Raw genomic sequence first — 26,285 nt, 5'->3', positions numbered from 1 at the left:
TCGAGCGTGTTGGCCCGGCCCGGGGGCGGGGCGGGCCCTAGGGCACGGTACGCGGCGGAGCGAGGTGGTTGGCCGATTCATAACAATTGAGCGGTGGGGTGAATCGGGCGATTCCCGGGCGAAATTCTCGTTCGGGGTGATCGGCCCTTATGGGGTTATTCGCTGAGGCTGTCGGCCAGTTCGCCGGCCAGGGAACGGGCCTTGTCCTGCAGTTCCTGGCTTTCCGGCAGCCGCGTCTTGTCCGTGGACCACTGGTCGTAGGTGATCGTCACGATGACGTTCGACGTGCGAAAGACCACAGTGATGTCACGGTGCACACCGGAGTCCGCGGTGATCAGCTGGTCGTTGAGGAAGGCCGCGTCGCCGACGCCGTCCAGGATGCGCGGGGCGAGCGGGCCGCCGGGGCCGAACGCGGAGTCGCTCGCGGGGTCGGAGGGGCTCGGGGACACGGTGGCCGGCGGGGTGGCCGCGGCCGTGGCACCGTCCGCCTTCTTCCCGCCGGCGGCGCCGTCCTTGCTGCCGTCCGTGCTCGTGGCGCCGTCCGTCGGCTTCTGCTGGTCCTTGGTCGTGTCCGTCGGGCCGGCCGGGGGCGAGGGGGTGCCGGAGTCGGCGGGCGGGATCTTGGCGGCCCGCTCCTTGGTGAGGTAGAGCTCCTGCGCCCGGTCGTCGTCGCTGATCGCGGTGTTGTACGAGACCACGCGCTGGATGTCGAGGGTGAGGTGGCGGGTCCCCGCGGTGGTTTCCCGCGCCCACTGGCAGCCGACCCGGCGGTCGGTGTCGTAGGTGATGTCGGCCCGGCCGCCGTAGATCTTCTGCGCGTCCGCCGGCGACAGTGGCTGGCCGTCGCCGGGCAGCATGTCGCGGAGGGTGCTGCGCGCCGGGAGGCCGCAGGCTTCCGGCAGGGTCTGGTAGCGCCCGGGCTGGGCGGACTGGCTGGCGGCGGTGGGGTCGCCGTCCTTGCCGTCGCCGCCGCTGGTGCCCGTGGCGGAACCGCCGGAGCAGCCGGTCAGGCCGGCGGCGAGGGCCGCGGTGACCAGCAGTGCGGCACCGGGTACGAACGATTTGCGCGGCATCGTTCGCGGCTCCTTCCCTGCGGAAATGCGGTTGCCGCCGAGTGGCGGCCGGTGGACACAATGTCTACCGCACGTTTCGCCGTGAACGCCGGTCCGCTGTCCAAGATCAGGCGCATTGTCCGGCTTTTGCGTTTTTCAGTTTTCCGGGGGAAAGAGACAGGTATGTCGTACACCGAAGTGCCCGGCGCCCAAGTGCCGATCCGGATGTGGACCGACCCGGCCACGGTCGAGGGCGTCGCGATGCAGCAGCTGCGCAATGTCGCCACGCTTCCGTGGATCAAGGGGCTGGCCGTGATGCCGGACGTGCATTTCGGCAAGGGGGCCACCGTCGGTTCGGTCATCGCGATGCGCGGTGCGGTCTGCCCGGCCGCCGTCGGCGTGGACATCGGCTGTGGAATGAGCGCGGTCAGGACCTCGCTCACCGCCAACGACCTGCCCGGCGACCTGTCCCGGCTGCGCTCCCAGATCGAGCAGGCGATTCCGGTGGGCCGGGGGATGCACGAGGACCCGGTCGACCCGCGCCGGATGCACGGATTCCGCGCCACGGGCTGGGACGACTTCTGGGCGCGCTTCGACGGGGTGGCCGAGGCGGTCAGGTTCCGGCACGAGCGGGCCGCCAAGCAGATGGGTTCGCTGGGGTCCGGTAACCACTTCATCGAGTTCTGCCTCGACGAGACCGGCGCGGTCTGGCTGATGCTGCACTCCGGCTCCCGCAACATCGGCAAGGAGCTGGCCGACTACCACATCGGGCAGGCCCAGAAGCTGCCGCACAACCAGGGGCTGGTCGACCGCGACCTCGCCGTCTTCATCGCGGACACCCCGCAGATGGCGGCGTACCGCAACGACCTCTTCTGGGCGCAGGAGTACGCCCGGCACAACCGTGAAGTGATGATGGCCCTGTTCCAGGACGTCGTCCGCAAGGAATTCCGCAAGGCCCGGCCGGTCTTCGAGCCGGTGATCTCCTGCCACCACAACTACGTGGCGGAGGAGACCTACGAGGGCATGGACCTGCTGGTGACCCGTAAGGGCGCCATCCGGGCCGGCAGCGGTGAGTACGGGATCATCCCCGGCTCGATGGGCACCGGCTCGTACATCGTCCGTGGGCTGGGGAACCCGGCGTCCTTCAACTCCGCCTCGCACGGCGCCGGCCGCAAGATGAGCCGGAACGCCGCGAAGAAGCGCTTCTCCACGCGCGATCTGGAGGAGCAGACGCGGGGTGTGGAGTGCCGCAAGGACTCCGGGGTCGTCGACGAGATCCCCGGCGCGTACAAGCCGATCGAGAAGGTCATGGAGCAGCAGCGGGACCTGGTGGAGGTCGTCGCCAAGCTCAAGCAGGTGGTGTGCGTGAAGGGGTGAGAAGGGGTGAGCGGGGCCGGGCCGGCCGGGGTGGGGATACGTCGGACCGGGGTGGGGGTGCGTCGGAGGGGGTGGGGCTAGGCACCCTCCGGCTGTTGGACGCTTCGCGTCCGCTGGGTGCGGCCCTCCTGGTTGCGGTGGCCCGTCTGCTCGCCCGCTCCCGTGGGGCGGCGGCGGGCCGGTCGCCGACGTTGGATCAGGTACTCGGCGGCGATCAGGTTCAGGAGCAGCGCGCACCACGACGAGGTGCTGGCGATGTCGTGGCCGGCCGCGAGCGGGTCGCCCGCGTACGCGACCGGGTCGGCGAGTTGGGCCGCCACGAGGTGCTCGACCACGGGTTGGATGATCCGCGAGGTGAGCGCGACCAGGGTCAGCGCGACATTGCGGATCATCCACACCCGGTGGTCGGCGTAGCGGCGATGGGGGTGCCCCCCGCTGGTGCGCGTTCGGGGGAGTGCGGCGCGGTAGCCGGCGACACCGGTGACGATCCACAGCGCGTCGAGCACCCCTAGGGACAGTTGGTTGCTCAGCCCCAGTGGGACGAAGTAGACGACCGGGATGCCGATCAGGGCGGACGGGAAGACCCCGCCGAACAAGTACACCCGGCCGGTCCACCGGTGGACGGCGGGATGCCGGCGGCGCAGCCAGGGCCAGCACTGGGCGAGGCCGGTCACCACGGCGACGGCGGCGGTGAAGATGTGCGCCACCAGCAGCGCGTAGTGCAGTTCGCTGCGCGGCGGGACGCGGCTGGTGTGCAGGTCGGGCGGGAGGTAGGGGCCGACCGCCTGCGCCGTGATGAGCAGCGATACCGCGGCGAGCGGGACCAGCCACAGGGCGGTACGGGGGCGTCGACGCCGTGCGCCAACGGATGCGGGGGCGGGGGTGTGGGCGGGTGTGGGCGCGGGTGTTGGTGCGGGGGCGGACTCGGGCGTGGGTACGGGCTCGGGCTCGGGTGCGGGCTCGGGTGCGGGGACGGCCGGTGGTGCGGACGCGGACCTCGGGGTGGTTGGCATGCGTCCACTGTCGTGGCGTGGGGAGACCGGGACACGGGGCCCGCACACCCGGTAGGGGGTGTACGTAAGCCCCCTGTCGCGGGGTGGTCATCCGGAGGCGGGGGCGTCCGGGCACGCGGGCGGCGGGCCGGCCGTTGTGACCGGCCCGCCGCCCGCCGACTTCTCAACTACTGCGGTGCACCTTGGTGTTGGACGCCTGCGCCCTGGGCCGGACGACGAGCAGGTCGATGTTGACGTGCGGGGGGCGGGTGACCGCCCAGGCGATGGTGTCGGCGACGTCCTCCGCGGTGAGCGGTGCGTCCACGCCTTGGTAGACCTTGGCGGCCTTGCCGGCGTCACCGCGGAACCGGGTGGTCGCGAACTCCTCGGTCTTGACCATCCCCGGGGCCACCTCGATCACCCGTACCGGCTCGCCGCACAGCTCCAGGCGGAGCGTCTCGGCGATGACGTGGGCGCCGTGCTTGGCGGCGACGTATCCGCCGCCGCCCTCGTACGTCCCGTGGCCGGCGGTGGAGGAGAGGACGACGACGGTGCCGTCGCCGGAGGCGGTCAGCGCGGGCAGCACCGCCTGGGTCATGTGGAGCACGCCGAGCACGTTGACCTCGTACATCGCGCGCCAGTCGGCCGGATCACCGGTGGCCACCGGCTCCGCGCCGACCGCGCCGCCGGCGTTGTTGACCAGGACGTCGACGGAGGGGAAGCGGTCGAGGGAGCGCGCGAACGCGTCCACCGCGGCGCGGTCGGTGACGTCGAGCGCGTACGCCTCGGCGTGCGGCAGCTCGGCGGCGAGTGCCTCGATGCGGTCCTTGCGGCGGGCGGTGAGCACGACGCGGTAGCCGGCGCCGGCCAGGGCCCGTGCGGTCGCGGCGCCGATGCCGCTGCTCGCTCCGGTGACGACGGCGGTACGGACGCCGGGGGTGTCGGCGGTCATGCTGCTCTCCCTATACGCGGTGCGTGTGCGGACAGTGAGCCGTGGTGCGGCTCGTGAGCCATGGTGCAGGTGTAACCCGCGGACCGCGAAGTGGTTTGTGAACTGTGTTGCGCTTCACGGGTAGTGGTGAGGCTCGTGAACCGTGGTGTGGCTCGTGAGCGGTGGTCTGCTGCGTGAGCGGTGGTGCGGTCGTGAGTTGTGGTGCGGGTGATGGGTGCGTGGTCAGGATATGCAGGGGGAGTGGCGGTTTGGCGGTCGGAGGGGCGGTCGATCGTGAGGTCCCGGCCTGGGGCGTGGCCCGCGGCCGACCGGGTTCAGTGGCCGCGGGGTGCGTACATGATCACGGCCATACCGACCAGGCAGACCAGTGCGCCGATCACGTCCCAGCGGTCGGGACGGTAGCCGTCCGCGACCATGCCCCAGACCAGCGACCCGGCGACGAACACCCCGCCGTACGCGGCGAGGATCCGGCCGAAATGGGCGTCCGACTGGAGCGTGGCCACGAAGCCGTACACGCCCAGGGCGATCACCCCGACGCCGATCCATGCCCAGCCCCGGTGCTCCCGCACCCCTTGCCACACCAGCCAGGCGCCGCCGATCTCGAAGAGTGCGGCGACGACGAACAGGGCTGCGGAACGGGCGATGAGCATGCCGCTCAGCGTAAGGAGCCGAGTCGGGCCGGGCGAGGACGGGGCCTCGACCGGCCTGCCGTGGGCGGCGCCGATCACGCCGCTGCACCGGCCCCCAGCGCATCGGTGCCCTGCCGCCAGCGCCCCGGCTGCCAGCGTCCTCGCCCTCGCCGGCAGCGCCCGCCCTCGCCGCCAGCGCCCCGCCGCCAGTGCTCCAGCGCCTTGGTGCCCAGCGTCTCGGTTTCCGGTGTCCGGTGTCCGCTGTCCGCTGTCTCTCGGTGTCTGGCGCTTCGGTGCTTGGTGGCTCGTGTCTGGCGGTTCGGTGTCCGGCGGTTCGGGGCACGGTGATTCGGGGTGGGGCGCTTCGGGGCGTGCTGTTCCGGCTCGGCGCGCGGGGATTCGACCTACCGGTCCCAGGTCGCCCGGCGGTTCATATCTGTACGGAGGAGTGCAGGGTCCGTTCGGCGGTGGGGGCGGGGGTCGTGCCGGTCCAGTGGTCGAGGGCGGTGCGGAGCGCCGTGGCACGCTCGGCGGGCGCGGTGGCATCGGTGGCCCAGGCGATATAGCCGTCGGGGCGCACCAGAAGGGCCGTTCGGCGTCCGCTCGCCCACGAAGCGGTGACGACCCGGTCGGGCGCGGGTGCCAGGGGTGCGTCCTCCGGCAACTCGCCCTCAGGGGTGATCAGGACGAACTTGCCCTGCCGCAGGGCGTCATAGAGCCGTCCGCCGCCGGCGAGGTGGAGGTCGGGAGCGCGCCGGCCGGCCAGCCGATGGGCACCGGGCCCGGCCGGATAGGCGATGTCGATACCCGAGACGCCGCCGATCGCCCGCCGGGACAGCGGCCGCAGGCTCATCAAGAGCCGCACACTGAGACCGCGCAGCGCCCGGCCCGCCGCGGAGTGCACCAGCGCGAGCCGGACCATCGCGCCGCTGCTGCGCAGCACCGCTTCGCCGACCGGGTGCCGCTCGTCCTGATAGCTGTCCAGCAGGCTGTCGGGGGAGTGGCCCCGCACCACGGCCGCCAGCTTCCAGCTGAGGTTGGCCGCGTCCTGGAGGCCGATGTTCATCCCCTGGCCGCCGGCCGGGGAGTGGACGTGCGCGGCGTCACCGGCGAGGAGGACCCGGCCGACGCGGTAGGCGGGGGCCTGCCGCTCGTCGCTGCGGAAGCGCGAGATCCAGCGGGCGTCGTGCATGCCGTAGTCGGTGCCGAAGGCGAGCCGGGTGACCTCGCGGACCTCGTCGAGATCGGCGGGTGCGTCATCGGGGGCCTGCACATGGCGGTTCCAGCCGATGGCGCGGTACCAGCCGTCACCGAACGAGGCGATCAGTGCGAAGGCGTCGCGGGTGGCGCGGAGCGTGAAGGGGGAGTCGGGCGCCTGGGCCAGCCGGATATCGGCGAGGACCACGGAACGGACCACCGCCCTGCCGGGGAAGGGCAGGCCGACCGCCTCACGGACGAAACTGCGGGCGCCATCGGCGCCGACCACATAGGCGGCGCGCAGGCTCCCAATGCCCTCGGCCGCGCCGCCGACCGCATCCTCAGCCGCGCCTTCGGCCGCCCGGAGGTGCACCGTCACGCCGTCCGCGTCCTGGGTGAGCCCCAGCACCTCGGACCCGTACCGGAAGGTGACGCCGGCCTGCCTCGCGCGCCGCGCCAGCAGCCGCTCGACCTCGTACTGCGGCGTTATCAGGACGAAGGGGAAGCGGGTGCGGAGTCGGGCCGCGGTGAGCACCGCGCCCCCGAACACCTGGAGGCCGGGGAGTCGGTGGCCTCCGGCGACCAGCTCGTCGGCGAGCCCGCGGGCGTCCAACTGCTCCAGCGAACGGGCGTGCACGGCGAGTGCCCGGCTGAGATTGCTGGTCGTGCCGTCGCGGCGCTCCAGGAGCGTGACGGCGAGACCGGCCTCGGCGAGATCCCCGGCGAGCAGCAGACCGGTCGGGCCGGCGCCGACGACGATCACGTCCGCGTCCTGGCCGGCGGACGTGGCGCCGGCGCTCTCGGGCGCTCTGCCGGTGTCGGTCTTGCCCGCGCCGGCCTGTGCGGCAATGCCGGTCTGTGCGGCCGTGCCGCTCTCGGTGCCGGCACCGGCAGGCGGCCGGACGGCCGTGCCGCTGTCGATGTCGTTGCTGGTGTCTCCTGGCTTGCGGTTCAGGGCATCCATGGCTGCCGCCTCCTGCCAACGCATGTTGGTCAACGCTTGTTGGCAAGCGTACGGCGCTCCCAACTCGCGTGTCAACGCTCGTTGGCCTACAGTTGTTGACATGGTCGAACGCGATACCTCCGCCACCCCCTCCGGCGCTCGTACCGATGCCCGTACCGATGCCCGCAGCGAGGGCCGTGGCGGCGCTCGTTCCGGTGGCCCCGCCCCGGCGGTCAGCCCCGAGATCGACGCCGGTCCGCCGCCCGTCGCCGCCGAGGCCCCCGACGCCGGCTCCCACCACCGCCCCCGCCGCTCGGACGCCACCCGCGCCGCGATCCTCGACGCCGCCCGGGACCGCTTCGCCGCCGAGGGCTACGAGCGCGCCACCATCCGCGCCATCGCACGGGACGCGGGCATCGACCCGTCGATGGTGATGCGCTACTACGGCAACAAGGAGGGCCTCTTCGCGGCGGCCTCGGAGATCGACCTGCGCGCCCCGGACCTGACGCAGGTGCCGCCCGAGGAGCGGGGCGCCCGGCTCGTGCGCCACTTCCTCGAACTCTGGGAGAGCGACGAGACGCTGACCGGGATGATGCGCGTCGGCGTCACCAATGAGGCGGGCGCGGAGCGCATGCGGCAGGTCTTCGCCGCGCAGGCGCGGCCGATGCTCGACGCGGTCTGCACGGTGCCGGAGGAGGTGCCGGCCCGCGCCGCCCTGGTCGCGTCGCAGATCCTGGGCATGGCGCTGTGCCGCTACGTCCTGCGCGTCGCACCCGCCGTCGACCTCAGCCACGACGAACTCGTCGCCTGGCTGGCCCCCACCGTCCAGCGCTATCTGACGGCGGAACGGCCGTAGCGGCCGTGGCGGCCGTGGCGGCCGTGGCGGCCGTAACAGCCGAAGGACGGGGGCCGGACGACCGCGCAGGGCGAGAGCACGGGCGGCGCTGACGCGCCTGACGGCAACGCGCTCGCCGGCAACGCGACCGCAGGCAACGCCGCCGGCGCCTCAGGCCGGAGTCGCGGCAGCCCCCGTTAACCCGCCCCCGGCCCCCGCCCCGCGATCCGCCGCAGGTGCCCGTCGAAGACCTGCCGCGCCTCGGGTGTCAGCGTCCGCAGGGCCACCATCGCCGTCACGATCACATCGCACAGCTCGGCGTGCACGTCGTCCCAGGTGTGGCTGTGTCCCTTGCGAGGGTTCTGCCCGGTGGCCCCGATGACGGCCTGGGCCGCCTCGCCCACCTCCTCCGAGAGCTTCAGGACGCGTAGCAGCCGTTCCTGCTCCTTCGGCAGCACACTCTCCCGGTCGAGCCACCCGACGAGCGCATCGATGGTGTCCCAGGGGGCCGCGCCAGTGGGGGCGGCGGCAGAAGGGCCGGCAAGAGAAGGGGAGTTGGCATCCGGAACGCGATCCGAGGAGGCGACGACGGGATCAGACATGGCCCGATTCTGCCGCTCGTTCCGCGGCCCGCGCCCCCTCCGCCCCTAGGGTGAGGCGACAACCGGCCAAGAGGCGATGCCCGGCACACCGGCGACCACCGCATCGGCGCGGCGGACGAGCGGAAGGCGGCCAGACGGATGGACGAGCACCCCGCGATGCCGCGGGACCGGTTCCCGCAGGAGCTGATCGCGTTCTACGGGTTGACCCGGCTGCCCCAGGAGGGCGGCTGGTACCGGCGGACCTGGGCCGGGCCGGATCGCCCGGACGGCCGGCCCGAGGGGTCGGCGGTCGTGATGCTGCTGACCGCCGAGCCCGGCGTCTTCTCCGCGCTGCACCGGCTGCCGACCGACGAGATCTGGCACTTCTACCGGGGCGACCCGCTCGCCCTGCTCCTGCTGCCCGAGGACGACCGTACGGGCCGCGCCGGCGCCGCCCGTACGGTCGTCCTCGGCCCGGACGTACTGGGGGGCCAGCACGTGCAGTTCACGGTTCCGGCCGGCACCTGGATGGCCGCCGAGGTCGCCGCCGGCGGCTCCTGGACGCTCTTCGGCTGCACGATGGCGCCCGGCTTCACCTTCGCGGACTACGAGCACGGGGACGCCGGGCGGCTGGCCGCGCGGTTTCCCCGGGAAGCGGTGCGGATCGGGGCGCTGAGCCGGGCATGACAGTGGTGCGGACCCCTCATGAGCCGAACGGCGTACGGGTGATGGGTACTCCCGAACTGGCCGGTGAACAGGGCCGATTCGGCCAGCCCGAGCGCCCAGCAAAGCCACCCGAGCGCCCAACAGAGCCACGCGGGCGCCCAACGAGGCCACCCGAGCGCCCAACGAAGCCAGCGGGCGCCACCTCCACCAGCCACGCCGCAGACACCACCCCCGCCCACCCCACCCGCCCGGCTCCCCTCAATCCCTCCATTCCCCCCAATCCCCCCGCTCCCTCCAGCCCGTCCAGTCCCTCCACCGCCCCCTCCCTCCCCGACCTCAGCGGGCACGTCGTGCTGGTCACCGGGGCGTCGGGTGGGATCGGGCGGGGGATCGCGTTGCGGTTCGCCGCTGCCGGGGCGGCGGTGGTGGTGCACTACCGGGCGGGCGGTGCGGCCGCGCGGGCGCTGGCCGGGGAGATCGAGCGGGGCGGCGGGAGCGCCCTCGCGCTCCGCGCCGAGCTGGGGGTGGAGGAGGAGTGCCACCGGCTGGTGGCGGCGGCCGCCGGATGGCGGGGACGACTGACCGCGCTGGTCAACAACGCGGGGGTGCAGCCCGCCCAGGAGCTGGCCGGGATGTCGCTCGCCGACTGGCGGGCCGTCGCCGACCCCAACGTGCACAGCGTCTTCGCCTGCACCCAGGCCGCGGTGCCGGTGCTGCGTGCGGGCGGCGGCGGATCGGTGACCCACATCGCCTCGATCGAGGCGGACCGCCCGGCGCCGGGCCACGCCCACTACTGCGCGGCCAAGGCGGCGGTGGTGATGCACGCCCGGGCGGCGGCGCTGGAGTACGGGCCGTACGGGATCCGCGTCAACAGCGTCTCACCGGGGCTGGTCGAGCGGCCCGGACTGGCGGAGGACTGGCCGGAGGGGGTGCGCCGCTGGCAACGGGCCGCGCCCACCGGGCGGTTGGGGCGGCCCGAGGACATCGGCGACGCCTGCGTTTTCCTCGCCTCGCCGATGGCCTCCTGGATCACCGGCCAGAACCTCGTCGTGGACGGCGGCGTCTCGGCCCGTCCCACCTGGTGAGCCGGCCCGACGGCGCGGCGTCGGCCCTCGGCGGTGCCCCGCCCGGACCGAAGCGATCCGGCGCCCTTGCAGTCACCCGCCGGGACGATCCGGTGCCTTACGGCCACACGCCGAAGCGCTCCGGCGCCTTACGGCCACACCAGGCAGTACGCCTGGTGTCCCGCCTCGTGGAGGCGGTGCGAGAAGTCCTGCCACTCGTGGAGGAGCTGGTAGACGCTGAACGCGTCCTGCGGGCCGCCGCGGTCGGGGACGGTGGACCAGATGAAGGCGGCCGCGCCGACGGACTCCTCGCCGACGCCGCGCAGCGGGTCGACCACGGTCATGGGGAGCTTGACGACGGCGTAGTCGGGGTGGAGCACGACCAGTTCCAACGGGGGAACCTTGTGCAGCGGTATGCCCTCTATTCCGGTGAGGACCATGGCGGCCATCGTCTCCGGCTTGATCTTGGTGAACATGCCGCCCATACCGAGTTCGTCACCGCCGAGTTCCTCGGGGCGCATCGAGATGGGGACTCGGGCAGCCGTGGCGCCATTGGGGGCGCCGAAGTATTTGTACGTCACCCCCATGCGGCCGCCCCTGTTTTCCCCGCCCGTAATGCTCTCGGTGCTTTTGTGCCGGTCGTCCCTGATGTTCTCGGAGCCCTCGCGCCGGTGACGGCCGCGCTGGGCGCGCTCGGGACCCCGGTCATCGGTTCCCTCGCCCAGTTCGCCACCGCGATGCATATCTCCACCCGACCACTCGCAGCCCCAGCCGCGCAACCCGATCATCGTCTCAGAGACTCCCCCGTCACCGGCGCGTGAAACGCCCGGCCGCACGCCCCCGTGCGCCTCTGAGACCATTGCTTGCGTGACTTACTCGTACGACGCCCCAGTTTTGCAGACGCGCGGGGGCTGAGGCTCGGTCGCGAGCGAGAGGAACGAAAAAGAAACCAAGAGGGAATGAAGCGGAATCGCGTGGTGGGCCGGGTGGTCCGCGGGGTGATTCCGGTACCGCAGTCAGCCGGGCCGTGTCCGCGCGCCGCCGCCCTCCTCCTCCGTATATGCAGGTCAGGATCACAGTGTCTTTTCCGTATGAAGCCCCTGTTTCGCAGTCGCTGTTCGACCGTGCGTCCGTGGTGACGCCGGGCGGCGTGAATTCTCCGGTGCGGGCGTTCCGGGCCGTGGGCGGTACGCCCCGGTTCATGGTGTCTGGTGCCGGTCCGTACCTCACTGATGCCGATGGCCGGGAATACGTCGACCTGGTGTGCTCGTGGGGGCCGATGATCCTCGGCCACTCGCACCCCGAGGTGATCGCCGCGGTCCAGGAGGCGGTCGCCCACGGGACGTCCTTCGGGACGCCCGGTGCGGGCGAGGTCGAGCTGGCCGAGGAGATCGTGGCGCGGATCGCGCCGGTCGAGCAGGTGCGGCTGGTCTCCAGCGGCACCGAGGCGACGATGTCGGCGATCCGGCTGGCGCGCGGCTTCACCGGCCGGGCCAAGGTGATCAAGTTCGCCGGTTGCTACCACGGGCACGTGGACGCGCTGCTGGCCGCGGCCGGTTCGGGCGTCGCGACGTTCGGGCTGCCGGACACTCCCGGGGTGACCGGTGCGCAGGCCGGCGACACGATCGTGCTGCCGTACAACGACCTGGCGGCCGTCCGTGCCGCGTTCGCCGCGCACGAGGGCGAGATCGCCTGTGTGATCACCGAGGCGTCGCCGGGCAACATGGGCGTCGTCCCGCCGCTGCCGGGCTTCAACCAGGGGCTCGCGGACCTGTGTTCCGAGAACGGCGCGCTGTACATCTCCGACGAGGTCATGACCGGCTTCCGGGTCAGCAAGGCCGGCTGGTACGGCATCGACGGGGTCCGCCCGGACCTGATGACCTTCGGCAAGGTCATGGGCGGCGGCTTCCCGGCCGCGGCCTTCGGCGGGCGGGCGGACGTCATGGCCCACCTCGCCCCGGCCGGGCCGGTCTACCAGGCGGGCACGCTCTCCGGGAACCCGATCGCCACCGCCGCCGGTGTCGCGCAGCTGCGGCTGCTGGACGACGCCGCGTACGAGAAGGTCGACGCGGTCTCCGCGGAGATCCGCGGGCTGGTCACCGCGGCGCTGGCCCAGGAGGGCGTGGCGCACCGGCTCCAGGTCGCCGGGAACATGTTCTCGGTGTTCTTCACGGACGCCGAGGTGACGGACTACGAGAGGGCCAAGGCGCAGGAGTCGTTCCGCTTCACCGCCTTCTTCCACTCGATGCTGGCGCAGGGCGTCTACCTCCCGCCGTCCGCGTTCGAGTCCTGGTTCGTCTCGACCACGCACGACGACGCGGCCGTCGAGCGGATCGCCGCCGCGCTGCCGGCCGCCGCCCGGGCCGCAGCCGAGGCCACCGCATGACCGGCACGAGTGGGGCGGACCGGAAGACGGATGACATGAGCAGCGGCGAGAAGAGCGGCGACGAGATCACCGTCGTGCATCTGATGCGGCACGGCGAGGTCCACAACCCCGAGGGCGTGCTCTACGGGCGCCGGCCCGGCTACCACCTCTCCGACCTGGGCCGGAAGATGGCCGACCAGGTCGCCGAGCACCTCGCGGAACGGGACATCACGCATGTGGTGGCCTCGCCGCTGGAGCGTGCGCAGGAGACCGCGGCGCCGATCGCCGGGGCGCACGGTCTGGAGATCGCCACCGACCCGCGGCTGATCGAGGCGGCCAACGTCTTCGAGGGCAAGACCTTCGGAGTGGGCGACGGCGCGCTGAAGAAGCCGGGCAACTGGAAGTACCTGACCAATCCGTTCCGGCCCTCGTGGGGCGAGCCGTACATCGAGCAGGTCGTACGGATGATGGCGGCGCTCGGCGCGGCCCGGGACGCGGCCCGCGGGCACGAGGCGGTGGCAGTCAGTCACCAGCTGCCGATCTGGATCGTGCGCAGCTTCGCCGAGCGGCGGCGGCTGTGGCACGACCCGCGGAAGCGGCAGTGCACCTTGGCCTCGCTGACCTCGTTCACCTTCCACGGCGACGAGATCATCTCGGTGGGGTACAGCGAGCCGGCGCGCGACCTGGTTCCCTCCCACCTGCTGGCCGGCGCCAAACCCGCCAAGGGGAAGTCCAAGGCTTTCGGGGCCTGATAGGCCGTCACGTGGCGGAATGTCAAATTCGCCGGAATTGCAAAGTATGAGCGAATAACACGGAACCTCACCGTCCGACATGCCCTCTACAACGATGTCCGTTTATATGGATATCGAGTCGTCGAGCACGGATGGGGAACGACGCTATGGGCGCGATCAGTCGGCGGGGCCTGCTGGGGATGGGAGCAGGGGCCGCCGCGGCTCTGGGCGTCGCCGGGTGCTCCGCCTCGGGGCAGGACGGCGCGGAGGGGCAGCGGGTCAAGAACGCGGCGCCGGCCCGCCCCAAGCTCATAGGCGACGGCTCGACCGCCAACTACGGTAAGCAGCCCCACCAGCCCGGCGCGCCCGAGCGGCTGGAGCCGGGGCAGACCCCGCCGCAGTTCGTGATCTTCTCCTGGGACGGGGCGGGAGAGGTCGGCAACGGCCTCTTCCCCCGGTTCCGCAAGCTCGCCGAGGACCACGGCGCGGCCATGACCTTCTTCCTCTCCGGGCTGTACCTGCTGCCCGAGGAGAAGAAGCGCCTCTACCTCCCGCCGAACAACCGGCCCGGCGCCTCCGACATCGGCTACCTCAGCGACGGGCACATACGGGAGACCTTGAGCAACGTGCGCCAGGCGTGGCTCGACGGCCACGAGATAGGCACCCACTTCAACGGCCACTTCTGCTCCGGCCGGGGCAGCGTGAAGCACTGGACGCCCGCCCAGTGGCAGTCCGAGATAGACCAGGCCATGGGCTTCGTCACGAAGTGGCGGACGCACACCGGATTCACCGACGCCGAACCGCTGCCCTTCGACTACGGCAAGGAACTGGTCGGCGGCCGGACGCCCTGCCTGCTCGGCCAGGAGAACCTGCTGCCCACCGCCCGCCAACTGGGCTGGCGTTACGACGCGAGCTCGCCCGGCGGCCTCCAGATGTGGCCCCGCAAGAAGCAGGGGATCTGGGACTACCCGCTCCAGCAGATACCTTTCCCCGGCCACTCCTTCGAGGTGCTCTCGATGGACTACAACATCCTGGCCAACCAGTCCAAGAACTCCACCAAGGCGCCGCCGGCCAACTACCCGGGCTGGCGCCGACAGGCCGCCGACGCCTACATCTCCGGATTCCGCCGGGCCTACGAGACCAACCGCGCGCCGTTCTTCATCGGCAACCACTTCGAGCAGTGGAACGGCGGCATCTACATGGACGCCGTCGAGGAAGCGTTCAAGCACATCGCCAACGAACGCAACAAGGACGTCCGGCTGGTCTCCTTCCGGCAGTTCACCGATTGGCTCGACGCCCAGGACCCCCGCATCGTCCGCAAGCTCCAGCGGATGACCGTCGGGCAGCGGCCGGCCGGCGGCTGGAAGACGTACCTCTCCGAGGTCTGACCACCCGGCGTCTCCCAAGGGGCCGGCCCCGGGTGACGCGCCGGAAGCTGTCGTTCCGTAGGGTCTGACATGCCGCTTCGTCCGGGGCGCGGCGGGGCGAGGGGGGCGCGGAAGATCCGCAAATGGCCCATGCGAAACTTTTCACATGAGTGAAAGCCGGGCCCCCCGCCGCCTCACCAGTCGCCGCCGTCTCGCCCTGTTCGCCGCGGGAGCGGCGGTCGCCTCGCTGACGCTGAGCGCCTGCGGCGACGGTGCCTCCGGCGGCTCGGCGCAGACCCGGTTCGTCCAGGGCAAGAACGGCGTCGACACCGTCAAGCCCGACGAGCGGCAGCCGGCGCCCGACCTGTCCGGAGAGACCACCGCCGGCAAGAAGCTGGACGTGGCCGACTACAAGGGCAAGGTCGTCATCATCAACGTGTGGGGATCGTGGTGCGGCCCCTGCATCGCCGAGGCCCCCAACTTCGCCAAGGTCGCGAACGAGGACAAGGACAAGGGCGTCCAGTTCATCGGGATCAACACCCGCGACGCCGAGAAGTCGCAGGCCACCGAGTTCGAGGAACAGCACAAGGTGCCCTACCCGAGCCTGTACGACCCGACCGGCAAGCTGATGCTGCGCTTCCCCAAGGGCAGCCTCAACCCGCAGTCGATCCCGTCCACGATCGCCATCGACCGGCACGGCCGGATCGCCGCGCGCTCGATCGGCCCGCTCGCCGAGGACGACCTGCGCAAGATGGTCGACCCGCTGATCGCCGAGAAGTGATCGCGTGATCGCGCTCGCCGCCAACGCCGCGGAGAACCAGACCGTCCTCACCGGCGCCCTGATCGCGGCCATCCCGGTGGCCCTCTTCGCCGGCCTGGTCTCCTTCTTCTCGCCCTGCGTCCTGCCCCTCGTCCCGGGCTACATGTCGTACGTCACCGGGGTCACCGGCACCGACCTCGCCGAGGCCCGGCGCGGCCGGATGCTGGCCGGTGCCCTGCTCTTCGTCCTCGGCTTCACCGCCGTCTTCGTCTCCGGCGGCGCCCTCTTCGGCTTCTTCGGCAAGACCCTCCAGGACTACAAGGACGTCATCTCGCGCGTCCTGGGCGTGCTGATGATCCTGCTCGGGCTGGCCTTCGCCGGTGTCCTGAAGCGGTTCGGCCAGCGCGAGCTGCGGTTCCACAAGAAGCCCACGATGGGGCTGGCCGGCGCGCCGATCCTCGGCGTGCTCTTCGGCGTCGGCTGGACGCCCTGCCTCGGCCCCACCCTCACCGCCGTCAACACCCTCTCCTTCTACGACGCCAGCGCCGGCCGCGGCGCGCTGCTGACCGTGGCGTACTGCCTGGGCCTGGGGCTGCCGTTCATCGCGGCGGCGCTCGCCTTCCGCCGGGTGCTGGGCGCCTTCGGCTGGGTCAAGCGGCACTACGTCTGGGTGATGAGGGCCGGCGGCGGCATGATGATCGCCCTCGGCGTCCTCCTCGTCACCGGCGTCTGGGACAGTCTGATGTCCCAGCTACAGAGCTGGACGCAAAGCATCACCGTTGGGATCTGATTGATGTCCACCAAGACCGACACCACGGACGAGCCGGGCGCCACCGCCGACCAGGACGGTGATCTCGGCACCGCCGGATCCCAGCTCTCCACCGCCCCCAAAGAGGACGTCTCCCTCCCCTCACTCGGCCCGGTCGGCTGGGTGCGCTGGTTCTGGCGCCAACTGACCTCCATGCGGGTGGCGCTGCTGCTGCTGTTCCTGCTGTCCATCGGTGCGATCCCCGGCTCGCTGATCCCGCAGACCAGCATCGACCCGGTCAAGGTCGACGCGTTCAAGGCCAAGCACGAAACCCTCGGCGAGGTCTACGACAAGCTGGGGATGTTCCACGTCTACAGCTCGGTCTGGTTCTCGGCGATCTACCTGCTGCTGTTCATCTCGCTGATCGGCTGCATCGTGCCGCGCGCCTGGCAGTTCATCGGCCAGCTCCGCGGCCGCCCGCCGGCCGCCCCCCGCCGGCTCACCCGGCTGCCCGCGTACACCACCTGGTACACCGAGGCGGCGCCCGAGGAGGTCCTCGCCGCCGCCGAGCGGATGCTCAAGAAGCGGCGCTTCCGGGTCCGCCGGGTGGACACCGCGGTCGCCTCCGAGAAGGGCTATCTGCGCGAGGCCGGCAACCTCCTCTTCCACGTCGCGCTGATCGTGATGCTGGTGGCGTTCGCCGTCGGCGGCCTGTGGAAGTCCGAGGGCGGCAAGCTGATCACCGAAGGCGACGGCTTCTCCAACAGCCTCACCCAGTACGACGACTTCTCCTCCGGCCCGTTCTTCGACACCGACACCATGGCGCCGTTCGGCTTCACCATGGACTCGTTCGACGCGACCTACGAGCGGACCGGCCCGCAGAAGGGCACCCCCCGCACCTTCCGCGCCAACATCACCTACTTCACCGGCGCGGACGGCACCGAGCACAAGAAGTCGATCGAGGTGAACACCCCGCTCGACATCGCCGGCAACAAGGTCTACCTGCTCTCCCACGGCTACGCACCGGTCGTCACCGTCAAGGACGGCCGCGGCAAGGTCGTCTACCACGGTGCGGTGCCGTTCCTCCCGCAGGACCCCAAGAACTTCACCTCCTCCGGCGTGGTGAAGGTCCCGGGCGCGCAGACCAAGGACGGCGCACGCAACCAGCTCGGCTTCCAGGCGCTGTTCGTCCCGACCTTCGGCGGTAAGAACTCCGGGTCGATGTTCTCCCAGTTCCCCGCCCCGGACTTCCCCGTCCTGTCGGTGAACGCCTGGCACGGCGACCTCGGCCTGGACTCCGGCCTGCCGCAGAACGTCTACCAGCTCGACACCAAGCGGCTGAAGCAGTACATGGACGCCGGCGGCGACATCTTCAAGAAGATGCTGCTGCCCAAGGACCGGGCGGCGCAGATGCTCGGCCACGCCGGCGCCAAGCTGACGCCCCAGGAGATCGACGCCGAGTCGACGATGAACCTCCCGGGCGGCCAGGGCTCCATCACCTTCGAGGGCATCAAGACCTGGGCCAGCTTCAAGATCACCCACCAGCCCGGCAACGGCCTCGCCCTGACCGGCGCGGTCTGCGCGCTGCTCGGCCTCGCCGGCTCGCTGTTCATCCAGCGGCGACGGGTCTGGATCCGCGCGGAGCGATCCGGTGCGAACGGCGAGCACGGCGAGCACGGCGAGCACGGTGCGAACGGCGTCACCGTCGTCGAGATGGCCGGCCTCGGCCGCAGCGAATCGGCCCGGGTGGCGGAGGAACTCGCCGCCCTCGCGGCCGCGCTGACCCCGAGCGCGCCGCTCGCCGCCGCGCCCTCCCCGGACGAGCCGGACGACGCGGAAGAGCCGGACGAGTCGGATGACCCGGACGACCCGGACGACTCCACCCCGTCCGCCGAAGACCCGACGGAGCCGACCGACTCTGCCGATCCTGCTGACCCCTCCGAAGGAGCGCGCGCGTGAATCTCGCTGCCGCAGCCAACGAGACACTGGCTCACAACAGCAATGTGCTGGTCTATTCGGCGATGGCCATCTACACCCTCGCCTTCGTCGCCCACATGGCCGAGTGGGTGTTCGGCAGCCGCAGCAAGGTCGGCCGGACCGCCGCCGCCCTGACCACCCAGGTCGCCGCCGCGGCCCCTGTCCAGACCAGGCAGAAGGGCGGCACCGCCGTCCTGGAGCGCCCCAAGGTCGTCACCCGGACCGCGGCCGGCGGCCCTGACGTCCCCGACGGCCCCGGCGCGCACGGCGGCACCGAGAAGGGCGACCTCTACGGCCGGATCGCGATCTCGCTGACCGTCCTGGCATGGGCGCTGCACGTCGGCGGCATCGTCACCCGCGCCGTGTCCGTGCAGCGCGCCCCCTGGGGCAACATGTACGAGTTCTCCACGACCCTGGGCGGGGCCGCGGTGACGGCCTACCTGGTCCTGCTGCTGCTCAAGAAGAACGTCCGCTGGCTCGGCCTGCCGCTGGTCACCACCGTCCTGCTCGACCTGGGCCTGGCCGTCAGCGTCCTGTACACCGCCAGCGACCAGCTGGTGCCGGCGCTGCACTCGTACTGGCTGTGGATCCACGTCTCCTGCGCGATCCTCTCCGGCGCGGTGCTCTACCTCGGTGCGGTTGCGAGCCTGCTCTTCCTCTTCCGCGACCGCTACGAGGCCAAGCTCGCCGACCCGGACGGCCCGCAGCCCGGCGCCTTCGCCACCTCGGTCCTGGAGCGGCTGCCCTCGGCCGCCTCGCTCGACAAGTTCGCCTACCGGGTCAACGCCACCGTCTTCCCGCTGTGGACGTTCACCATCATCGCGGGCGCCATCTGGGCCGAGGCCGCCTGGGGCCGCTACTGGGGCTGGGACCCCAAGGAGGTCTGGTCCTTCATCACCTGGGTCGCCTACGCCTGCTACCTGCACGCCCGCGCCACCGTCGGCTGGAAGGGCCGCAAGGCCGCCTGGCTGGGTGTGATCGCCTTCGTCTGCTACCTCTTCAACTACTTCATCGTGAACATCTTCGTCACCGGCCTGCACTCCTACGCCGGCGTCTGAGCCCGCCCGAACCGCGACACACCGGTGCCGTACGGACCTGGCCCCTCATCGAGGGCCGGTCCGTGCGGCACCGTCGTGTGTACGGGAGCGTTCCGCGCCGCTCCTACGGGAGCCGCGGCCGCACCTCAGCGACGCTTGCGCCGGCCGTGCTCCTGCCGCGGCGGCTTCTGGGCCGCCCCCGGCAGCGTCGGCTTGGGCAGGTGCGCCACCTCCCACTGGGCCTCGGCCAGCTTCTCGGCGGTGTCCCGCGGCAGCCGCGGCGGGTGGTGCGCCGCCGAACGGAAGCCGAACGCCGAGGTCAGATCGCCGAACGTGGACCGCCGCCAGTCGCTGATGTTGGGCTCCGTCACGCCCGTGAACCGCTCCAGGAACTGCAACACCGAGGTGTGGTCGAAGGCGTCGCCGGCCGCCCAGCCGCCCACCGTCCAGGGAGAGACGATCAGGCAGGGCACCCGGAACCCGGCCCCGATCGGCAGACCGCCGACGAACTCGTCCTTGGCCCCCGCGGGCGGCACCGGCGGCGGCACATGGTCGAAGAGGCCGTCGTTCTCGTCGTAGTTCAGGATGAAGGCGGTCTTGGCCCACACCTTGGGGTTCGAGGCGATCGCCTCGATCTTCTTGGCCACGAAGTCCGCGCCGGCGGCCGGCAGGTAGTCCGGGTGCTCCGACTGGTAGCTGGTGGGGATGATCCAGGAGACCGCCGGCAGCCGGTCGTTGCGGGCGTCCTCCTCGAAGGCACCCGCCGGCCCCGGCCGCACCCCCTTCTCGTACAGCGCGCTGCCCGGCTTGGCGTCCCGGAACGTCTGGAACTGCTCCAGCAGGTTGCAGCCGTAGTCGTCCTCCTCCTGGTACACCTTCCAGCTGATGCCGGCCGCCTGAAGCCGCTCCGCGTACGTTTTCCAGCGGTACGGCTTGGGCGCGGTGTTGTTGAGGACCGGGCCGCCGAGGGTGCCGCCCGGGTCGAGGGTGCCGGTCATCCAGTACAGCCGGTTGGGCCAGGTGGGCCCGAAGACCGAGCAGAAGTAGTTGTCGCAGAGGGTGAACGCCTCGGCGAGGGCGAACTGGAAGGGGATGTCCGCGCGGCTGTGGTAGCCCATCACGTACGGGCCGTTGACCCCGTCGGCCTTGCGGTGCGCGGGCAGCCAGCGGTCCATCTTGCCGCCGTTCCACGCCTCGTGCTGGACCGACCAGGCGTGGCTGGTGGACGGGATGGCCTGGGCGCTGGAGGTGTGGGTGTCGAGGCGGAACGGCAGCAGGTAGCCGTCGGGGTTCTCCGGGTCCGGCTGGTAGAAGACGGACCGGCCGGTGGAGAGGGTGAGCGCGTCCGGGTCGTTGAAGCCGCGGACGCCGCGCAGGGTGCCGAAGTAGTGATCGAAAGAACGGTTCTCCTGCATCAGCAGAACGACGTGCTCGATGTCGCGCAGCGAACCGTGTCGCGGCGGGCCGGCCGCGACGGCCTTCTGGACGCTGGGCGGCAGCAACGACAGCGCAGCGGTGCCGCCGATCGCTCCGGCCGCCGAGCCGAGGAGTCTGCGTCGGGTCATATTCGGCATATGTGCCACTCTCCCTGAGTCGCGAAAGCCCTCGGTGGGCCGTCCCGACTGTGGCGGTGGCGCAGTTTCCCGGGCAGGGGGAGGTTGCTGAACGCTGAGTCAAATGGCCATGAACAGACCAGAGTTGGCCGACCGGCCCTACGCCTCGTACGCCACATGAGGCAGCGCCCGACGGCTCGTGCACCACCCCGGCTACGCCTTTGTGGCGATTGACGGGGACACGCCGCTTACGCGCGGAGTTCCCCCGTGTGCCGGGCAGGGGCGGCGGCCGGTGTCAGGAGTGCACCTGCTGCATGGTGGATTTGGCGCGCTGGTACGCCTTGAGGGCGGGCTCCTGGTTGCCGGGTCCCCGTACCTCCAACACCATGGGCCCCTTGGGTGTCAGCACCAGGAGGAGCGTGACCTTCCAGGGCTTCTGGTCGTCCGGAGGGCTCAGCTTGTAGGTCACTTCCACCGCGGAACTGAACCCGACGTTGGTCTCCCTGACCTGCTCCTCGCTTTCGTACTCGCCGTAGTTGGCCAGGCCCGCGCCCCTGAAGGCGTCCATCATGTCTTTCGGGCCGCCGTCGAGCGGTCGGTCAGCAAGGTAGACGGTGAGCTGCGGCGTGCCCTTCGCCCCGCCCCCCGCGTCGATCTGGCACACGACGGAGAACGGCGGAGACTTCGAGGGCTCGTACGTCGGCATGACCGACTTCCGCGTCCACCGCTTCTCCGCTTCGAAGGTCATCGGCAGCGCACACCCCGACCCCTGGGCGCCGACCGACACGACCCCGCCGCCGTCCGACGCGGCCCGGCCCCCGCACCCGGCCACCGTCCCCGCCAGCAGCACGGCGCCCAGCAGGCCCTGGACCCCTCGTAGCCGTCTCCGCATCAGAACCCCCTGCTTTGCTTTCTCTTGGCATCGCGAGAACGGCGAACGGTAACGGACGCCCGTCAAGCGGATCAAGGGCGATGCCGGGGACGTACCCGGTCACCGCAGACGCGCCAGGGCGGCCTCCGGCGCGGGATACGGCTGCTCGTCGGGGAGCAGCGCCCGGGCGGCCCGGTCCTCGCCCGCGCGCACCAGCGCATGGACCTTCCGGGCCAGCGGCGTCACGTCGCGGATCGCCACGGTCCACTCGTCCGCGTACGCCCGGGCCATCTCGCCGGACAGTCCGAGCTGGAGGGAGCGGTGGCCGAGCGGCTTCAGGTGCAGATCGCGCTCGGGGTCCCACTGGACCCGGGCCGGCGAACGGCGCAGCTCGCGCTGCCAGGCGGCGCGGTCCGGGTGGAGCCCCGGGACGTAGTGCGACAGGCATGCGTGGTCCAGCGCCCGGTCGAAGCCCTCGCGGGTGATCTCGACGGCCAGAACCGTCTCCTGATCGGCCTTGGTGCCCCAGCCGCAGCGGTACATCATCCACAGGAACGACGGCTTGATCCACGTCATCCGGTCGCGTTTCCAGGCGGCGGGGAACCGGCCGTTCCGCGCGGCGGGCAGACCCAGGGACGGTGCGTACGCCTGGTAGACGGTGACGGTGTCCTCGGTGTGCAGCGCCCGGATGCGGCAGGGCGGCTCAGGGGCGGTGGTGCCGGTGCTCATGCCGGCTCATCCTGCCGAGCCCGCACGCCGCGGGCCACCAGATTACCGGTCACCGGCGGGCCCGGGCGGGACGTCGTGAGGAGCCTCGACTTCGTTTCAACCGAAATGAAGTCGCGACCCCCGCCACGGACCTCGTTACGACCGTAACGAGGTTGCAAAGGGCATATCGCCGCGTCGGCCAGCTTCGGTCGGCGGTCGGACGTTCGGGCTGGCAGTGCGGCCCCCACGTCGGCTGAGCACCTGCATCTCCGGTGTCGTGATGGCCTTCATGTCGCGCATGCCGACGCTCGCTCATCGAGTCACAGCCTGCTCGGCCGCTTCCAGTGCGAGGTGCCACGGGTAGGTGTTGGGGTGACCTTCGCCGGGCTTGTTCGGCACGAACCCTCCGGGGCCGTAGAGCACCCGGGACGCTCATGGAGCGGAGAGCTTCGATGCTGCACTCGAACTGCGTGTGCTGTACGAAGGCAGCATTGACACACGGCATTGTCACGAGTGGGATCCCCTTACCGATGGCCTCGGCGATGAAGCCCACGATGAACTTGTCGGTGATCCCAGGGCCCACTGGTTGATCGTGTTGAACGTGGCTGGAGCCAGTACGGCGACGTCCGCTGGCGGCCAGACGTCCGGCTCAGTCAGCAGCTTGTACGCGCTGTGCATCGGCGTGGGTGTCACTTGGACCAGTAGGAGTCCTGTAAATCTGGGGTGTAATCCGGGCCGCCATTGGGCGCCTTAGGGAACTGGTCGCCTTCCTTTCCTTTAATGTCACCACTGCGCTCAGAAGATAGGGCGCCGGCACTGACATAGAATTCGACGTCGCCGAAGCTGCTCATCGAGAATTTGGCAAAGCGGCCATCTTCCGTCTTGCCGGAAAATGAAGGCTCACGGGGATTCGAGGTGCTGATCTTGAATCCCTCCTTGCTCCAATATTTGGTGATGTCTGTGAGAAGCTCGTTCAACTTTGCTTTCGATACCTTGGTGCGCACGTAGCGGTATCTACTAACATCTACTTCTCCATTCGCCTTGTTCGTGAACGAATTTCTGCGCTCTGATATCTGAGCCGGACCGTCTCGCCATTTGAGCTGAGGGCGTACTGCGTTGACGGTTCCATCCAGGATGGAGTCGACCTGATTGACGGCCTGGTTCACATTAATGTTCGGCTCTGCGGTGTCTCGTGGTAGGGCCGAACAGCCGCCAAGGAAGCTGGTTGCAAGCATCACACTGGCGACTGACGGGGGGAACTTCCGTCGACTCATCATGTTTTATCGCTGTCCTTGTAGGGTGACCTTCTCCGGATGGCCGGTCACAATCACACCCATGTTATCCAGTGAATCTCCACCTTCAGGCTTAAAGTAGTTGGAATGGGAATCACCCGGATTCCCATATGCGACGCCGAACCGATTTCCGCCGAACTCCTTGCTGGCTGGATCCTGCCCGAACCACAATTCGTGCGGATTGGCAAGGTGGGCTATGCCGCCGCCAATAGGGCCGGTAATGGCGCCGATGCCGGCTTCAGTTTTGGAAGGCGCATGGGTAATCGGATCGCTATCAGCCGCTCCCACCCACACATGGCCTGTGCCGACCCCGAGATCCTCTGCCTTCTGTGCCCCCGCCCCAGGGCTTCCTACGAGGATGATGTCGTCGGCAGGGATTCCTCCCTCACGCTGAGCTGCCTGACCCACCGTGAACGACCCATAACTGTGCCCGATCGCCGTTACGTGTGGGCGGTCTCCCTGGTGAGTTGCCTGGATGCCGTCCAGAAATGTCCCGAAGTCCGCACCGCCTTGCTTGCCACGCTCCGTGTCTAAGACTTCGGGGCCCTGCGGTGCATCGTATCCAAGCCAGACAATCGAGGCTGTTTTGTGCTGATGGTCTGCTTTATTCGCAGAGTTCCAGACATTCTCGGCGCGACCTCCATCCTCTCCTCCCACATCTGAAAGTGTGGTACTGAAGCCGGGCACGTAGGCGGCGACGTTGTCTGCTGTATCGGGATCCCCATACGACAGGATGGCTCGTCCCTGCCCCTCCGGGCCGATGCCGAGCAGAAGCGGTTCCGGTTTTTTCCCATCGCCGTCCGCCAAGCGGTCTCTGATCGCTTTGAAGCCGTCGTGCTTATCCTTCACCTCGTCTGGCGCGGGCTCCGGATACGTAGCGATCAGCCTGTCGAGGTTAACCCGATTGGCTTTGTCGCGCGTCCTTGCGGGTATCCCGTCGAGATTTCCAATGACGCTCGGGTTGAGCGCCAGCTGCTCCTCCTGTTCTTCGCTGCTTAGGCCGTTCCACCAGTCGCGGACCTTCTTCGGGTCTGTACCCTTCGTGGGAGTTGATTCAAGCCCAACGGCCACTCCCGCAATCTTAGAAATGTCTGCGGCATCCCGTTGCGACTTTAGGCCGTCCACGGCAAGCCCTCGGCCGACCCGCAATCTCGCCAGAGCGACTCGATAGCGAGCGTCTATCTCCGCGGCATTGCGCAAGACGGAGAATATGCTGTTCTCAAGGCCGCGCCGCTCCTGCTCTTTTGTCGGCACTCCAGCGTCAGGGTCTCCGGTGGGTATGTCGCCCTCGTCGGCGTAGGTGACCTCGCCCGTCGGTGCGATTTTGTAGCCCTTCTCGGTGGCTTCATCGAATGCCTCATGGAGTGACTTCTGCTGCGCTCGCAGCTCCGTGATGACCCCGTCCAGCGTCGTCTCGATCAGAGCGCATTCCTGGCCACTGAACTGGAAGTTCTCCCCCAGCCTGCTCATGCGCTGCTGTGCCTTATCGGCTGCCTCCCCGGACCATTCATGCTCCAGCGGGCGGCGCATGTATGCATCGACTCGATCGTTATATCCCCCGAGACGACGGGTGATCTGTGCCCATTCTTCCTTCGCGCCTTCCAGCGCGGAAAAGCGGAGGTTCTGGAGGTCTTGTATGGTCAGTGTCATTGGGAATTATCCAAAGGGGCTGTCGAAGCGGGCGGCGCTTTGCATCGCTGGACGGGCGGAGACCGAGCTCCCAGCAGCAGGACGGGTGAACGACTGGGCGGTTGCCTCGTCGTTCTTCTCGTAGTTGTCCGCAGACTCCCTGAGTGAGCGTGCGACCTCTCCGCACTCCTTCTGGACATCGCTGAGTCGTTCATGCCAGGACTGATGAGTCCTCATCAGTTCCCCAGTGAATTCGAAACCCTCTGCTTGCCCCGTTATGCCCTGGTGATGTGCGTTCAGGCTCCCAAGGGCAGTTCCCACGCCAGCTTGCATCTCTTCGCTATGGGTAGCGGCCGTGCGAAGCGCAGTTGGATTGACTTTGTTGGTCGACAAAGTTCCCCCCGATTCCCCGTGTACTCCGGTGTCCGTAAGGGGGCATTGTCAAGCGCCCCCAGGAGTGGACAGTCACCCTACGGGATGGCTTCAGAACTCACCTCAACCGCGCGAAATCCGGCCAATCTTGTTTCAGTCGGCCTTCACGTGCCCATGAAGTGTGACCAGGCAACGGATGTGAAGAGCAGTATCGGACCGGGTTCTTGTTGTCGCGGTCCGGACGGTGGCGGCGGGGCCATCCGCGAACTCAATGCAGTTGTCGATCCCCTGGCCGCTGTAGCTGCTCATAGTCATTCGGAGGAAAAGCCCCCATCACCTTCTGTCCCGTTCAGAAGGTGGCGTGGTCTCGCGGGGAGCGCGGCTTGATCCACGTCATCCGGTCGCGTTTCCAGGCGGCGGGGAACCGGCCGTCCCGCGCGGCGGGCAGACCCAGGGACGGTGCGTACGCCTGGTAGACGGTGACGGTGTCCGCGGTGTGCAGCGCCCGGATGCGGCAGGGCGGCTCAGGGGCGGTGGTGCCGGTGCTCATGCCGGCTCATCCTGCCGAGCCCGCACGCCGCGGGCCA

24 protein-coding genes and 2 pseudogenes are annotated in these 26,285 nt (G+C 69.9%); 11 read left to right on the top strand and 15 right to left on the bottom strand.

Going from position 1 to position 26,285, the window contains the following annotated elements; genetic code table 11:
• Nucleotides 1–155: 155 nt before the first annotated feature.
• Nucleotides 156–1,073: a hypothetical protein gene (locus tag ACFVT2_RS34015; protein WP_390024294.1), complete on the bottom strand. Its 918-nt coding sequence runs from the start codon at nucleotides 1,071–1,073 to the stop codon at nucleotides 156–158.
• Between the two features lie 162 nt (nucleotides 1,074–1,235).
• On the opposite strand from ACFVT2_RS34015, the gene ACFVT2_RS34010 reads away from it, so the two are divergent.
• Nucleotides 1,236–2,429, top strand: a complete 1,194-nt coding sequence (locus ACFVT2_RS34010; protein ID WP_390024292.1) for an RtcB family protein — start codon at nucleotides 1,236–1,238, stop codon at nucleotides 2,427–2,429.
• A 77-nt stretch (nucleotides 2,430–2,506) separates the two neighbouring features.
• Here the strand turns inward: ACFVT2_RS34010 and ACFVT2_RS34005 are convergent, their stop codons facing one another.
• From ACFVT2_RS34005 to ACFVT2_RS33990, 4 genes are all read right to left on the bottom strand, one after another.
• Entirely contained in the window at nucleotides 2,507–3,442 is a 936-nt protein-coding gene (locus ACFVT2_RS34005) for a DUF2306 domain-containing protein (protein WP_390024290.1), read from the bottom strand.
• Nucleotides 3,443–3,605: 163 nt separating this feature from the next.
• Nucleotides 3,606–4,373, bottom strand: coding sequence for an SDR family NAD(P)-dependent oxidoreductase (locus ACFVT2_RS34000; protein WP_390024288.1), 768 nt, complete (start codon nucleotides 4,371–4,373; stop codon nucleotides 3,606–3,608).
• Nucleotides 4,374–4,687: 314 nt separating this feature from the next.
• Entirely contained in the window at nucleotides 4,688–5,023 is a 336-nt protein-coding gene (locus ACFVT2_RS33995) for a YnfA family protein (protein WP_390024286.1), read from the bottom strand.
• Nucleotides 5,024–5,432: 409 nt separating this feature from the next.
• The gene (locus tag ACFVT2_RS33990) at nucleotides 5,433–7,163 is read right to left on the bottom strand and encodes an FAD-dependent oxidoreductase (RefSeq protein WP_390024284.1); all 1,731 of its coding nucleotides are present in this window, start codon (nucleotides 7,161–7,163) and stop codon (nucleotides 5,433–5,435) included.
• Nucleotides 7,164–7,476: 313 nt separating this feature from the next.
• On the opposite strand from ACFVT2_RS33990, the gene ACFVT2_RS33985 reads away from it, so the two are divergent.
• Nucleotides 7,477–7,998 (top strand): TetR family transcriptional regulator, encoded by a 522-nt coding sequence (locus ACFVT2_RS33985; RefSeq protein WP_390024343.1) that lies wholly within the window; start codon nucleotides 7,477–7,479, stop codon nucleotides 7,996–7,998.
• A 176-nt stretch (nucleotides 7,999–8,174) separates the two neighbouring features.
• On the opposite strand, the gene ACFVT2_RS33980 is transcribed toward ACFVT2_RS33985, so the two are convergent.
• Nucleotides 8,175–8,579, bottom strand: a complete 405-nt coding sequence (locus ACFVT2_RS33980) for a MazG-like family protein (RefSeq protein ID WP_390024282.1) — start codon at nucleotides 8,577–8,579, stop codon at nucleotides 8,175–8,177.
• Nucleotides 8,580–8,717: 138 nt separating this feature from the next.
• Here ACFVT2_RS33980 and ACFVT2_RS33975 point away from each other — a divergent pair, with 138 nt between their 5' ends.
• Together ACFVT2_RS33975 and ACFVT2_RS33970 are read left to right on the top strand one after the other, a co-directional pair.
• Complete coding sequence (locus ACFVT2_RS33975) at nucleotides 8,718–9,245, top strand: cupin domain-containing protein (protein WP_390024280.1); 528 nt, start codon at nucleotides 8,718–8,720, stop codon at nucleotides 9,243–9,245.
• 329 nt (nucleotides 9,246–9,574) lie between these two features.
• On the top strand, nucleotides 9,575–10,309 hold the full coding sequence (locus ACFVT2_RS33970) for an SDR family NAD(P)-dependent oxidoreductase (protein ID WP_390024278.1): 735 nt from the start codon (nucleotides 9,575–9,577) through the stop codon (nucleotides 10,307–10,309).
• A gap of 128 nt (nucleotides 10,310–10,437) precedes the next feature.
• Here ACFVT2_RS33970 and ACFVT2_RS33965 read toward each other — a convergent pair whose 3' ends face one another.
• Entirely contained in the window at nucleotides 10,438–11,031 is a 594-nt protein-coding gene (locus ACFVT2_RS33965; protein WP_390024341.1) for a hypothetical protein, read from the bottom strand.
• Between the two features lie 317 nt (nucleotides 11,032–11,348).
• On the opposite strand from ACFVT2_RS33965, the gene hemL reads away from it, so the two are divergent.
• From hemL to ccsB, 7 genes are all read left to right on the top strand, one after another.
• A complete protein-coding gene (gene hemL / locus ACFVT2_RS33960) occupies nucleotides 11,349–12,674 on the top strand; it encodes a glutamate-1-semialdehyde 2,1-aminomutase (protein ID WP_390024276.1) in 1,326 nt (441 codons plus the stop codon).
• A 35-nt stretch (nucleotides 12,675–12,709) separates the two neighbouring features.
• Complete coding sequence (locus ACFVT2_RS33955; protein WP_390024339.1) at nucleotides 12,710–13,405, top strand: histidine phosphatase family protein; 696 nt, start codon at nucleotides 12,710–12,712, stop codon at nucleotides 13,403–13,405.
• A 146-nt stretch (nucleotides 13,406–13,551) separates the two neighbouring features.
• Nucleotides 13,552–14,772 carry a hypothetical protein gene (locus tag ACFVT2_RS33950; RefSeq protein ID WP_390024274.1) on the top strand — a complete coding sequence of 407 codons (1,221 nt, stop codon included), beginning with the start codon at nucleotides 13,552–13,554 and terminating at the stop codon, nucleotides 14,770–14,772.
• 145 nt (nucleotides 14,773–14,917) lie between these two features.
• A complete protein-coding gene (locus tag ACFVT2_RS33945) occupies nucleotides 14,918–15,532 on the top strand; it encodes a TlpA family protein disulfide reductase (protein WP_390024272.1) in 615 nt (204 codons plus the stop codon).
• A gap of 4 nt (nucleotides 15,533–15,536) precedes the next feature.
• Entirely contained in the window at nucleotides 15,537–16,301 is a 765-nt protein-coding gene (locus ACFVT2_RS33940) for a cytochrome c biogenesis CcdA family protein (protein WP_390024270.1), read from the top strand.
• Between the two features lie 3 nt (nucleotides 16,302–16,304).
• On the top strand, nucleotides 16,305–18,218 hold the full coding sequence (locus tag ACFVT2_RS33935) for a cytochrome c biogenesis protein ResB (RefSeq protein ID WP_390024268.1): 1,914 nt from the start codon (nucleotides 16,305–16,307) through the stop codon (nucleotides 18,216–18,218).
• Nucleotides 18,215–19,294 carry a c-type cytochrome biogenesis protein CcsB gene (gene ccsB / locus ACFVT2_RS33930; RefSeq protein WP_390024266.1) on the top strand — a complete coding sequence of 360 codons (1,080 nt, stop codon included), beginning with the start codon at nucleotides 18,215–18,217 and terminating at the stop codon, nucleotides 19,292–19,294. Before ACFVT2_RS33935 ends, ccsB begins: the two co-directional genes overlap by 4 nt.
• A 125-nt stretch (nucleotides 19,295–19,419) precedes the next feature.
• Here ccsB and ACFVT2_RS33925 read toward each other — a convergent pair whose 3' ends face one another.
• The 8 genes and pseudogenes from ACFVT2_RS33925 to ACFVT2_RS33890 all read right to left on the bottom strand — a co-directional run.
• The gene (locus ACFVT2_RS33925; protein ID WP_390024264.1) at nucleotides 19,420–20,847 is read right to left on the bottom strand and encodes an alkaline phosphatase family protein; all 1,428 of its coding nucleotides are present in this window, start codon (nucleotides 20,845–20,847) and stop codon (nucleotides 19,420–19,422) included.
• A 274-nt stretch (nucleotides 20,848–21,121) separates the two neighbouring features.
• A complete protein-coding gene (locus ACFVT2_RS33920) occupies nucleotides 21,122–21,718 on the bottom strand; it encodes a lipoprotein (RefSeq protein WP_390024262.1) in 597 nt (198 codons plus the stop codon).
• 99 nt (nucleotides 21,719–21,817) lie between these two features.
• Nucleotides 21,818–22,426 carry a DUF4291 domain-containing protein gene (locus ACFVT2_RS33915; RefSeq protein ID WP_390024260.1) on the bottom strand — a complete coding sequence of 203 codons (609 nt, stop codon included), beginning with the start codon at nucleotides 22,424–22,426 and terminating at the stop codon, nucleotides 21,818–21,820.
• A gap of 291 nt (nucleotides 22,427–22,717) precedes the next feature.
• Nucleotides 22,718–23,107, bottom strand: a pseudogene (locus ACFVT2_RS33910) (hypothetical protein).
• Nucleotides 23,095–23,409 carry a hypothetical protein gene (locus ACFVT2_RS33905; protein ID WP_390024258.1) on the bottom strand — a complete coding sequence of 105 codons (315 nt, stop codon included), beginning with the start codon at nucleotides 23,407–23,409 and terminating at the stop codon, nucleotides 23,095–23,097. The pseudogene ACFVT2_RS33910 and the gene ACFVT2_RS33905 overlap by 13 nt, the downstream one beginning before the upstream one ends.
• Nucleotides 23,410–23,685: 276 nt before the next feature.
• Nucleotides 23,686–25,347, bottom strand: coding sequence for an alpha/beta hydrolase (locus ACFVT2_RS33900; RefSeq protein ID WP_390024256.1), 1,662 nt, complete (start codon nucleotides 25,345–25,347; stop codon nucleotides 23,686–23,688).
• Nucleotides 25,348–25,353: 6 nt separating this feature from the next.
• Complete coding sequence (locus ACFVT2_RS33895) at nucleotides 25,354–25,719, bottom strand: type VII secretion target (protein ID WP_390024254.1); 366 nt, start codon at nucleotides 25,717–25,719, stop codon at nucleotides 25,354–25,356.
• A gap of 358 nt (nucleotides 25,720–26,077) precedes the next feature.
• Nucleotides 26,078–26,248: pseudogene (locus ACFVT2_RS33890) on the bottom strand (DUF4291 family protein); the annotation flags it as partial.
• Nucleotides 26,249–26,285 lie beyond the last annotated feature (37 nt).

It is taken from the genome of Streptomyces sp. NPDC058000 (genome assembly GCF_042886435.1).
Lineage (GTDB): Bacteria > Actinomycetota > Actinomycetes > Streptomycetales > Streptomycetaceae > Streptomyces.
The sequence above is the reverse complement of the archived record's forward strand: the minus strand, read 5'-3'. Positions and strand labels throughout refer to the sequence as shown.

Coding starts and splice junctions, on each gene's coding strand:
- ACFVT2_RS34015 (WP_390024294.1), bottom strand. CDS start 1,073: ATGCCGCGCAAATCGTTCGTACCCGGTGCCGCACTGCTGGTCACCGCG.
- ACFVT2_RS33900 (WP_390024256.1), bottom strand. CDS start 25,347: ATGACACTGACCATACAAGACCTCCAGAACCTCCGCTTTTCCGCGCTG.
- ACFVT2_RS33950 (WP_390024274.1), top strand. CDS start 13,552: ATGGGCGCGATCAGTCGGCGGGGCCTGCTGGGGATGGGAGCAGGGGCC.
- ACFVT2_RS33935 (WP_390024268.1), top strand. CDS start 16,305: ATGTCCACCAAGACCGACACCACGGACGAGCCGGGCGCCACCGCCGAC.
- ACFVT2_RS34010 (WP_390024292.1), top strand. CDS start 1,236: ATGTCGTACACCGAAGTGCCCGGCGCCCAAGTGCCGATCCGGATGTGG.
- ACFVT2_RS33975 (WP_390024280.1), top strand. CDS start 8,718: ATGGACGAGCACCCCGCGATGCCGCGGGACCGGTTCCCGCAGGAGCTG.
- ACFVT2_RS33995 (WP_390024286.1), bottom strand. CDS start 5,023: ATGCTCATCGCCCGTTCCGCAGCCCTGTTCGTCGTCGCCGCACTCTTC.
- ACFVT2_RS33955 (WP_390024339.1), top strand. CDS start 12,710: ATGAGCAGCGGCGAGAAGAGCGGCGACGAGATCACCGTCGTGCATCTG.
- ACFVT2_RS33945 (WP_390024272.1), top strand. CDS start 14,918: ATGAGTGAAAGCCGGGCCCCCCGCCGCCTCACCAGTCGCCGCCGTCTC.
- ACFVT2_RS33980 (WP_390024282.1), bottom strand. CDS start 8,579: ATGTCTGATCCCGTCGTCGCCTCCTCGGATCGCGTTCCGGATGCCAAC.
- ACFVT2_RS33920 (WP_390024262.1), bottom strand. CDS start 21,718: ATGCGGAGACGGCTACGAGGGGTCCAGGGCCTGCTGGGCGCCGTGCTG.
- ACFVT2_RS33915 (WP_390024260.1), bottom strand. CDS start 22,426: ATGAGCACCGGCACCACCGCCCCTGAGCCGCCCTGCCGCATCCGGGCG.
- ACFVT2_RS34000 (WP_390024288.1), bottom strand. CDS start 4,373: ATGACCGCCGACACCCCCGGCGTCCGTACCGCCGTCGTCACCGGAGCG.
- ACFVT2_RS34005 (WP_390024290.1), bottom strand. CDS start 3,442: ATGCCAACCACCCCGAGGTCCGCGTCCGCACCACCGGCCGTCCCCGCA.
- ACFVT2_RS33965 (WP_390024341.1), bottom strand. CDS start 11,031: ATGCATCGCGGTGGCGAACTGGGCGAGGGAACCGATGACCGGGGTCCC.
- ACFVT2_RS33925 (WP_390024264.1), bottom strand. CDS start 20,847: ATGCCGAATATGACCCGACGCAGACTCCTCGGCTCGGCGGCCGGAGCG.
- ACFVT2_RS33990 (WP_390024284.1), bottom strand. CDS start 7,163: ATGGATGCCCTGAACCGCAAGCCAGGAGACACCAGCAACGACATCGAC.
- hemL (WP_390024276.1), top strand. CDS start 11,349: ATGCAGGTCAGGATCACAGTGTCTTTTCCGTATGAAGCCCCTGTTTCG.